At 59.5% G+C, this 8,647-nt stretch carries 11 protein-coding genes; 9 read left to right on the forward strand and 2 right to left on the reverse strand.

Annotation, left to right across the window (positions count from 1 at the left end; genetic code table 11):
* The 7 genes from PROAA_RS06770 to PROAA_RS06800 form a co-directional block, all read left to right on the forward strand.
* Positions 1-266 (forward strand): flagellar regulator YcgR PilZN domain-containing protein (locus tag PROAA_RS06770; protein WP_186410614.1); only part of this gene is annotated, 266 nt, incomplete at its 5' end.
* Positions 187-564: a PilZ domain-containing protein gene (locus PROAA_RS06775; protein WP_281182251.1), complete on the forward strand. Its 378-nt coding sequence runs from the start codon at positions 187-189 to the stop codon at positions 562-564. The genes PROAA_RS06770 and PROAA_RS06775, both read left to right, overlap by 80 nt.
* Before the next feature lie 88 nt (positions 565-652).
* A complete protein-coding gene (mtnA, locus tag PROAA_RS06780) occupies positions 653-1,768 on the forward strand; it encodes an S-methyl-5-thioribose-1-phosphate isomerase (RefSeq protein ID WP_186410616.1) in 1,116 nt (371 codons plus the stop codon).
* A complete protein-coding gene (locus PROAA_RS06785; protein WP_186410617.1) occupies positions 1,761-2,405 on the forward strand; it encodes a class II aldolase/adducin family protein in 645 nt (214 codons plus the stop codon). The genes mtnA and PROAA_RS06785 overlap by 8 nt, the downstream gene beginning before the upstream one ends.
* Positions 2,406-2,442: 37 nt before the next feature.
* Positions 2,443-4,083: an NAD(P)/FAD-dependent oxidoreductase gene (locus PROAA_RS06790; protein WP_186410618.1), complete on the forward strand. Its 1,641-nt coding sequence runs from the start codon at positions 2,443-2,445 to the stop codon at positions 4,081-4,083.
* Positions 4,084-4,178: 95 nt separating this feature from the next.
* A complete protein-coding gene (locus PROAA_RS06795) occupies positions 4,179-4,691 on the forward strand; it encodes an ankyrin repeat domain-containing protein (protein ID WP_186410619.1) in 513 nt (170 codons plus the stop codon).
* A 30-nt stretch (positions 4,692-4,721) separates the two neighbouring features.
* A complete protein-coding gene (locus PROAA_RS06800) occupies positions 4,722-5,303 on the forward strand; it encodes an NUDIX domain-containing protein (RefSeq protein ID WP_186410620.1) in 582 nt (193 codons plus the stop codon).
* Between the two features lie 71 nt (positions 5,304-5,374).
* On the opposite strand, the gene PROAA_RS06805 is transcribed toward PROAA_RS06800, so the two are convergent.
* A complete protein-coding gene (locus tag PROAA_RS06805) occupies positions 5,375-6,286 on the reverse strand; it encodes a LysR family transcriptional regulator (protein WP_186410621.1) in 912 nt (303 codons plus the stop codon).
* A gap of 118 nt (positions 6,287-6,404) precedes the next feature.
* Here PROAA_RS06805 and PROAA_RS06810 point away from each other — a divergent pair, with 118 nt between their 5' ends.
* The gene (locus PROAA_RS06810) at positions 6,405-7,481 is read left to right on the forward strand and encodes a class 1 fructose-bisphosphatase (RefSeq protein WP_186410622.1); all 1,077 of its coding nucleotides are present in this window, start codon (positions 6,405-6,407) and stop codon (positions 7,479-7,481) included.
* Between the two features lie 49 nt (positions 7,482-7,530).
* Entirely contained in the window at positions 7,531-8,406 is an 876-nt protein-coding gene (locus PROAA_RS06815) for a phosphoribulokinase (RefSeq protein WP_186410623.1), read from the forward strand.
* Position 8,407: 1 nt separating this feature from the next.
* Here PROAA_RS06815 and PROAA_RS06820 read toward each other — a convergent pair.
* Positions 8,408-8,647: SNARE-associated domain-containing protein (locus PROAA_RS06820; protein ID WP_483771108.1), on the reverse strand; the 240-nt coding region annotated here is incomplete at its 5' end.

Genomic DNA, 8,647 nt, shown 5'->3' on the forward strand with positions numbered 1-8,647 from the left:
GCAGGCAAAGCTTTCTTACCGTATTGATCGACGTCCTCGCTGATGAGGACCAACTGATCTTCGATATCGGTGGCAGTGAAGAAACCAACCGTGCCTTCCTGAAAGCCGATCGTTGCCTGTTCGCCGGCGTGCTGGAAGGCATTCGCATCCAGTTTCACGCCAGGCAGGCACGAATGACAAAGATAAATGGCGAACAGGTGTTCACCGTGCCTTTGCCGAAGAACATCCTTCGCCTGCAGCGACGAGACGCCTTGTGGATCGGCTGAAGAAAAGACCCTGCCGCTGCGCGATATTTCGGTTGGCGGGATCGGCATCCAGGTGGCGGAACAACTGGCCTACGACCCTCTGACACAACTCGAGAACAGCTGGATTGACCTGCGCGAATCCGGAATGTTTGCCGTGACCCTGGAGGTTCGCTACATCATGTCCACGGAAGCCCGCACGGGCAAACCGCTCTGGCATATGGGATGCCGGTTTCTCAACCTGTCGCCACACGACGAGACCCTGATTCAGCGCTTCATGGCGCGTGTCGAAGCCGAGCGGCGCGCCCTGTCGTCCGAATGAAGCCCCCTAATCCCTGAATAGCGGGATCGCCGCGTAACGCCATCCCGGCAATATATGGCCTGATGCGCCGACTGTTAGAATGCCGGCCATGAAGGTCAACAACGTTCACACACGCACGCTCGTGCCAGCGCCTGAGGCGCGTGCCGTCGATATCATCGACCAGACTGCCTTGCCGCATGAATACCGCGTTCTTCGTCTGACAACACTGGAGGACGCTGCGCACGCCATTCGATCGATGCAGGTGCGCGGCGCACCGTTGATCGGGGTAACAGCCGCCTACGGACTGGCACTCGCACTCCAGCAAAACCCGGACGACGCAACGCTTGCCAGCGCCGTTGCCACACTTGCAACCACCCGCCCAACCGCGGTCAATCTGCATTGGGCACTTGCCCACATGCAAGCACGACTGTTGCCGCTTGATCCAGGCGAACGTGCCGACGCCGCCTGGCAGGAGGCCGGTGCAATTGCGGAAGAGGACGCCGCGCAATGCAGACGCATCGGCGAGCACGGAAAGGCTCTGCTGCGTCCGCTCGCCGAAAAACGCGGTCATTTGAATATCATGACGCACTGCAATGCCGGCTGGCTGGCTACCGTCGACTTCGGCACGGCACTGGCTCCCGTTTACGCCGCTTTCGATTCAGGCATCGACGTTCACGTCTGGGTTTCCGAAACCCGGCCACGCAATCAGGGCCTGCTGACGGCGTGGGAACTCATGCAGCATGGCGTACCGCATACGCTCTTCGCCGACAACGCCGCCGGCTGGCTGCTAGAGCGCAAGGGAGCCAACGCTATCGATGCGGTGATCGTCGGCGCCGATCGCATCGCGGCCAATGGCGACGTCGCCAACAAGGTGGGAACCTATCTCAAGGCGCTGGCCGCACACGAAGCGGTGGTGCCTTTTCTTGTCGCTGCGCCGCGTTCGACCATCGACTTCGATTGTGCAAGCGGCATGGAGATTCCCATCGAGGAACGCAGCGGCGACGAACTGCGCGTCGTGCGCGGACTCACCGGCGAAGTTGATTCGTCGGGGCAACCCGGCAGCCCAGGCTCCTTGCGCCAGTTGCCACCCGATGAACAAGTCGCCAACCCGGCCTTTGACATCACACCGGCGCGCTTCGTTACGGCAATCATCACCGAACGCGGCAGCGCGCCGGCGACGGCCGAAGGCCTGCGCAAACTCTACCCGGAAGACAGGCATGCTTGAACTGCGCGAAAAATTGATCGACACCGTCCGCCACATGGCCGCAGCAGGACTCAACAAGGGCACCGCCGGCAACCTCAGTGTTCGCGCCGATGAAGGTGGAGAGTCCGGCTTCTTGATTACGCCCACCGGCATGGTCTACGCGAGCCTGAAGCCCGAAGACATCGTCTTCATGCGCCTTGACGGAACGCATTCCGGCCCGCGCAAACCTTCGTCGGAATGGCGCTTCCATCGCGACCTGTACGCTGCCCGCCCGGAAGCCGGCGCCGTGCTGCACGCACACTCGCCATTCGCCGTGAGCCTGGCCTGTCATCGCCGCGACATTCCGCCCTTCCACTACATGATCGCGCGCTTCGGTGGCGCAACGCTGCGCTGCGCGAGCTACGCGACCTTCGGCACGCAGGCCCTGTCCGACGCGGTGTTGGCTGCCATGGAGGGCCGCAACGCCTGCCTGCTGGCCAACCACGGCATGCTCGCCTTTGGACAAAATCTTGGGCAGGCGCTCGATCTCGGCATTGAGCTCGAAACACTGTGCGAGCACTACTGGCGCGCCTGCCAGCTCGGCGAGCCGGTTCTGCTCGATGCCGCAGAGATGGCCAGGGTACTGGAGAAGTTTGGCAGCTACGGTCAGCAAGCGTGAATGCCCCTGGCCTGACGGCACACTGCATCAAGATGACATGCTGCGAATAACCGATCTCCGCCTGCCGCTCGAACATCCGCCTGAAGCCCTGAAAGCGGCGGCAGCAAGGCGCCTGGGCCTCCCCGAAACAGCCATTCGCAGCATCTCGGTCTTCAAACGCAGCCATGACGCCCGCAAGAAGTACGCCCTCAGCTTCATTTACACGGTCGACGTGGAGGTCGGGGTCGTGAGCGAGAGTGAGGATGACAACGACGCGGCACTACTGGACAAATTTGCCGACGATCAGAAGATCAGGCCGACGCCGGATACCAGCTACCACTTCGTTGCCAAGGCCCATCTCGCCACGCGCCCCGTGATCATTGGCTTCGGACCGGCCGGCATCTTTGCTGCGCTGGTGCTGGCGCAAATGGGATTTCGCCCCCTCGTGCTCGAACGCGGCAAAGCGGTGCGCGAACGCACCAAAGACACCTGGGGATTCTGGCGCAACAAGGTGCTCGATCCGGAGTCCAATGTCCAGTTCGGCGAAGGCGGCGCCGGAACCTTTTCCGACGGCAAGCTGTACAGCCAGGTCAAGGATTCGCAGCACCTCGGGCGCAAGGTTCTGACCGAGTTCGTGAAGGCCGGCGCGCCGGAAGAAATCCTTTACGACGCCAAGCCGCACATCGGCACCTTCCGGCTGGTCAGCATGGTCGAACACATGCGCCGGGAGATCGAATCCCTGGGCGGCGAAATCCGCTTCCAGAGCCGTGTCACGGGCTTGCGTATCGAGCGCGGCAGGATGCGTGGCGTGCGACTGGCGAACGGCGAGGAAATTGCGGCCGACTACGTTGTTCTGGCACTCGGCCATAGCGCCCGGGACAGCTTCGAGATGTTGCACGCAACCGGCGTATTCATGGAGGCCAAGCCATTTTCGGTCGGCTTCCGCATCGAGCACCCGCAATCTCTGATCGACAGGGCGCGCCTCGGGCCGAACGCCGGCAACCCGCTGCTCGGCGCGGCCGACTACAAGCTGGTTCATCACGCGGCCAACGGCCGAGCTGTCTATAGCTTCTGCATGTGCCCTGGCGGGCAGGTGGTTGCCGCCACCTCGGAAGAAGGCTGTGTAGTCACCAACGGCATGAGCCAGTACTCGCGCGCGGAACGCAACGCCAATGCGGGTATCGTTGTCGGTATAACGCCGGAGGACTACCCCGGCAGCAATGTTGGCGACCCGCTTCATGCATTGTCGGGCATCCGCCTCCAGCGCCAACTCGAACGCCACGCATTCGAACTGGGTGGCAGCACCTACGAAGCGCCGGGGCAACTGGTCGGAGACTTTCTGGCAGGGCGCCCGTCGACGCGGCTCGGAACGGTCATCCCCTCGTACCAGCCCGGCGTACACCTGACCGACCTCTCTAACGCTCTGCCCGACTATGCCATCTCGGCGATTCGCGAAGCGCTGCCGGCCTTCGGTCGTCAGATCAAGGGCTTCGACATGAACGATGCAGTGCTGACCGGTGTCGAAACCCGCACTTCATCGCCCCTGCGCATCACCCGTGGCGCGGATTTCCAAAGCCTGAACGTAGAGGGTCTATATCCGGCCGGCGAGGGTGCCGGATACGCGGGAGGAATCCTTTCTGCCGGCATCGACGGCATCAGGATTGCCGAGGCGGTGGCAGTCGCCATGCTGGCAGTCTGATTTGAACCGTTCATCAGCGAATGCTGTCAGAGCGCCGCGACTGCTGATAGAATTTAGACAGTCGGTCGCGCTTCCCACCACTTGGAGATTACGTTTTGAGCCCACCTGCAGATCTGATCAAAGCGATTCGCACGGGCCTTCTGTCCGAAGTAATTGCCGCCCTTGATGCGGGCGCTCAAGTTGAACTTCACGATGGCCAGGGGGACTCGGGGCTTCCGCTAGCCATGGCTTGCTTCATGGGCTTCGCCGAAATTGTGCGCGAACTGATCATCCGCGGTGCCACGGTCAACTTCCCTGACAATCGTGACTCCAAGTCACCGCTCTCCATGGCCATCCGCGGCGGCCGGACCGAGGTGGTCAAGGTACTGATCGAACTTGGGGCCGTGATTCCACCTGACTTCCAGACAGGACTGACGCAGCAGGAGTTGAAAGTCGCGCAATGGAAAGCGCAGCATTTTGGCGCGGCCAATTCGCAATCGGGCCAGGGCGGCACCGCGCCTTCCGAGGTCGAAGAAATCCAGGTGCTTGGCTGTTATGGTACGGACACCGATATTCTTAACGCCGAAATGCGCCAGGCTATCGAGGAAATGACCAAGAAGAAGTCATGAATCCAGCCTCCTGCTCTTGATCGACGGTAAATGATAGTCAGGCTTCTCAAGGAACGGCTGGGTTATTCCGGGTTTTTCAGCTTGCGGCGGCTAACCGTCGAACATGAACTTTTCGGTGGCGGCATGTCGGTGCCGCTGGAGCGGGAAGTGCTGGAACGCAGCGATGTCGCCGCAGCCGTGTTGTACGATCCGGTGCTCGACAAATTCGTCATGGTCGAACAGTTTCGAGCCGGCGCCTATGCCGCCGGCGTGGACCCGTGGCTGCCTGACATCGTGGCCGGCCGTATCGAGACCGGGCAGTCGCCCATGGAAACCATCGTTCGGGAAATCAAGGAGGAATCCGGCCTGACTCCCCTGGCTGTCGAACCGATTGGCAGCTACCTGACCGCTCCGCATCTGAGCAGCGAACGGGTCCATCTGTTCATTGCCCGCGTCGATGCATCGCAAGCGGTCGGAACGCATGGCGTATCGTCCGAAGGAGAAGATATCCGGCCGCTGGTCATTGATCGCGCGGAAGCGCTGCGATTGATGCAAACGCAGACCCTCTCGCTGTGGGCAGGCCTCGCTCTCGGCCGGATGGTCTCACGCATCGGCCCGGAAGCGGCGCCATGAGTCGCCGATAGGCGCGTGCGCAGGAATCGTTCTCGCGTTGCGCCCATTTCACGGCAACCGGTAAAGCCGCATCAGGCAAACCTCTTCAGATATTCCGGGGCGGATGCGAGCACGAAGTCCCAGAAAACACCCAGCGCGGGCGTCAGTCGCTTGCTCTTGTGCCGCACAAGAAACCAGCGACGCATCACCGGAGTGCCTTCAACCTTGAGCACGACCAGGCGTCCGACACTGAGTTCGAGCCCCAACGTGTGTTGCGAAATGAAGCTGATGCCGAGCCCCGCGACAACCGCCTGTTTTATGGCTTCGTTGCTCCCCATCTCCATGTCGATGCGTGGCTTGATCGCGCGTTGGAGGAAAAACTCTTCCATCGCCGAACGCGTTCCCGAGCCTGCCTCACGAACAATCATCGTTTCGTCGGCAAGCTCATCGGAGGAAATACGAGCCCGCCCGGCCAGCGGATGGTCTGCAGCAGCGATGATGACGAGCGGATGCGGGGCAAAACTCACTGCCTGGGCCTCCAAGCCCACGGGCGGACGACCCATGATCGCCAGATCAACCTCGTTGGAAATGAGCAGGCGGTTGACCTCTTCACGGTTGTTTACCAGCAAGCGCACGCGCACATCGGCTTGCGCCCGGCGAAACTCGGCGAGCAGTCCGGGGGCAAAGTACTCGGCAGTGCTGGTCACAGCGATCGCGACTCGCCCACCCTTGAGGCCTTTCAATGCCATCAGTGACTCATCGGCCTCTTTGAGCGATTGCAGGATTTGCCGGGCATGATCGAGTAGAATCTGGCCGGCTTCAGTCAAAAACACCCGTTTCCCGATGCGATCGAACAACGCGGCGCCGAAGACTTCTTCCAGTTGTTTGATCTGCAGCGAAATCGCAGCATGTGTAAGATGCAGCTTTTCCGCCGCTCGCGCAAAAGACAAGTGGGTCGCGGCCACCGAGAAAATCTGGAGCTGGCGAATCGTTGCATTCCGCATAGGTTAGCTTTTACTAAAGAATATCTACAACACGTTTAACTGGTGTTTTTCTATTACACCACTAGAATCCCCACAAAAACGCGTTTGTAAGCCACTAATTTTTATCCGGGGTACTACCATGTTATTTGGACGCACCAACATAAATACCTATCTGGTCGAGGAGCGTCGCCGCAATCCTGCGCTGACAGGCGAGTTTTCGATGCTTTTCAGCGACGTCGTGCGTTCCTGCAAAGCCATCGGACAGGTGGTCTCTCGCGGGGTGTTGGCCGGAACGTCAAACGAACCAGGAAGGCATTATCCTCAGGGCGACACGAAGAAGACGCTCGATCTGTTGTCCAACCAAACCTTTCTCAAACACTGCGGATGGGGTGGTCATCTGGCCGCCATATCCTCCGGCGACATGGAAGACATAAAGTTGATTCCGACCGATGGCGAGCCGAGCAAGTATCTGCTGGTCTTCGAGCCGCTCGATGGCGCGTCGAATATCGACGTCAATCTTTCGATCGGCAGCATCTTTTCGGTGTTGCGTTGTCCCGAAGACTCTCACGAACCATCGGTCTCCGATTTTCTTCAGCCTGGAAGTTGCCAGATTGCTGCCGGCTACGCGATATACGGGCCATCGACGATGCTGGTGCTGACGGTTGGAAACGGAACGCACGGGTTTACCCTGGATCGCGACATCGGCGAGTTTCTGCTGACGCATCCGAATCTGCAAATCCCGGCTGAAACGCGTAATTTTTCCATCAACGCGTCCAATGAACGTTTCTGGGAGCCACCGATCCGCCGATATGTCGAAGAATGCCTAGCCGGCGAAACCGGCGTTCGTGAAAAGGACTTCAACATGCGCTGGGTGGCGGCGATGGTCGCCGATGTGCATCGCATTTTGATGCGCGGCGGCGTTTTCATGTATCCGCGTGACACCAAGGATCTGGAAAAACACGGCTACCTCGAACATTTGCACCGGGCGAATCCGATGGCCATGATCGTCGAACAGGCCGGTGGCCTGGCGTCAACCGGTTACGAGCGGATCGCCGACGTGGTTCCCACCGGACTACATCAGGAACTGCCGGTCATTCTCGGCTCACGCGACGAAGTCGAACGCATTGAACGCTACCACCGTGAATTTCTCAGCGGCGAAGACAAGCCGTTCAGCTCGCCCCTTTTTGCCAAACGCACATTGTTCCGTGCCGATTAAACGGCGCTGCGGCTTTACCTAAAATTTTCGAATACACAGGAGACGAGTCATGTCGACCAAACACCCCATCATCGCCATTACCGGATCGTCGGGTGCCGGCACTACGTCGGTCACGCGATTCTTTCAGAACATTTTCCGGCGCGAGAACATCAATGCCGCCATTGTCGAGGGTGACAGTTTCCACCGCTATGATCGCATGGCAATGAAATCCAAGATGGAGGAATTCACCGCTGCAGGTGACAACCATTTCAGCCACTTTGGCCCGGAAGCCAACCTGCTCGCCGAACTTGAAGAACTGTTTCGGGAATATGGTGAAACCGGCAACGGCAAACGCCGCTATTACGTACACGACATTGAAGAGGCCAAGCGTCTCGGAGCGGAATCGGGCACATTCACTGAATGGCAGGATTTGCCCGAAGGCACCGATGTCCTGTTTTATGAAGGACTGCATGGCGCCGCCAAAACCGGCAATATCGATGTTGCCAAGCACGTCGATTTGCGCATCGGCGTCGTACCGATCATCAACCTCGAATGGATTCAGAAGATTCATCGCGACAAGGCACAGCGCGGCTATTCGACCGAAGCGGTAATGGACACCATCCTGCGCCGCATGCCGGACTACATCAATTACATCTGCCCGCAGTTTTCGCAAACCCACGTCAACTTTCAGCGCGTACCAACCGTCGACACATCCAATCCGCTGATCGCCGAGGACATTCCTTCGCCTGACGAGAGTTTTGTGGTCATTCGCTTTGCCGACCCGCACGGCATCGACTTCGCCTACCTGCTGAGCATGCTCCACGACTCATTCATGTCGCGGCCGAACATCATTGTCTGCCCCGGCGGCAAGATGGGCCTCGCCATGCAGATCATCTTCACGCCGATGATCATGCAGTTGATGGACAAGAAACGCCGTTCGCGCTGAATCAGCCTTTTCTGTGCTGCCACCAACCGATGGCTACCGGAATCATCGAGACAGCGATGATTCCCAGGATCACTGCCGTCAGATTCTTCTGCACCCACGGCAGATTGCCGAAGAAGTAACCTGCCAGGGACAGCGATGCCACCCATGAAATCGCGCCGGCCAGGTTGAAGAAGGTGAAACGCGAATAGCTCATTGCGCCGATTCCGGCAACAAAAGGTGCAAAGGTGCGGAACAGCGGCAG

Origin of the sequence: Candidatus Propionivibrio aalborgensis (genome assembly GCF_900089945.1) — a bacterium.
GTDB lineage: Bacteria > Pseudomonadota > Gammaproteobacteria > Burkholderiales > Rhodocyclaceae > Propionivibrio > Propionivibrio aalborgensis.

Bases quoted from the DNA above. Each gene is read 5' to 3' on its own strand.
- PROAA_RS06800 (WP_186410620.1), top strand. From the start codon at position 4,722: ATGATAGTCAGGCTTCTCAAGGAACGGCTGGGTTATTCCGGGTTTTTC.
- PROAA_RS06815 (WP_186410623.1), top strand. From the start codon at position 7,531: ATGTCGACCAAACACCCCATCATCGCCATTACCGGATCGTCGGGTGCC.
- mtnA (WP_186410616.1), top strand. From the start codon at position 653: ATGAAGGTCAACAACGTTCACACACGCACGCTCGTGCCAGCGCCTGAG.
- PROAA_RS06810 (WP_186410622.1), top strand. From the start codon at position 6,405: ATGTTATTTGGACGCACCAACATAAATACCTATCTGGTCGAGGAGCGT.
- PROAA_RS06785 (WP_186410617.1), top strand. From the start codon at position 1,761: ATGCTTGAACTGCGCGAAAAATTGATCGACACCGTCCGCCACATGGCC.
- PROAA_RS06790 (WP_186410618.1), top strand. From the start codon at position 2,443: ATGCTGCGAATAACCGATCTCCGCCTGCCGCTCGAACATCCGCCTGAA.
- PROAA_RS06805 (WP_186410621.1), bottom strand. From the start codon at position 6,286: ATGCGGAATGCAACGATTCGCCAGCTCCAGATTTTCTCGGTGGCCGCG.
- PROAA_RS06775 (WP_281182251.1), top strand. From the start codon at position 187: ATGGCGAACAGGTGTTCACCGTGCCTTTGCCGAAGAACATCCTTCGCC.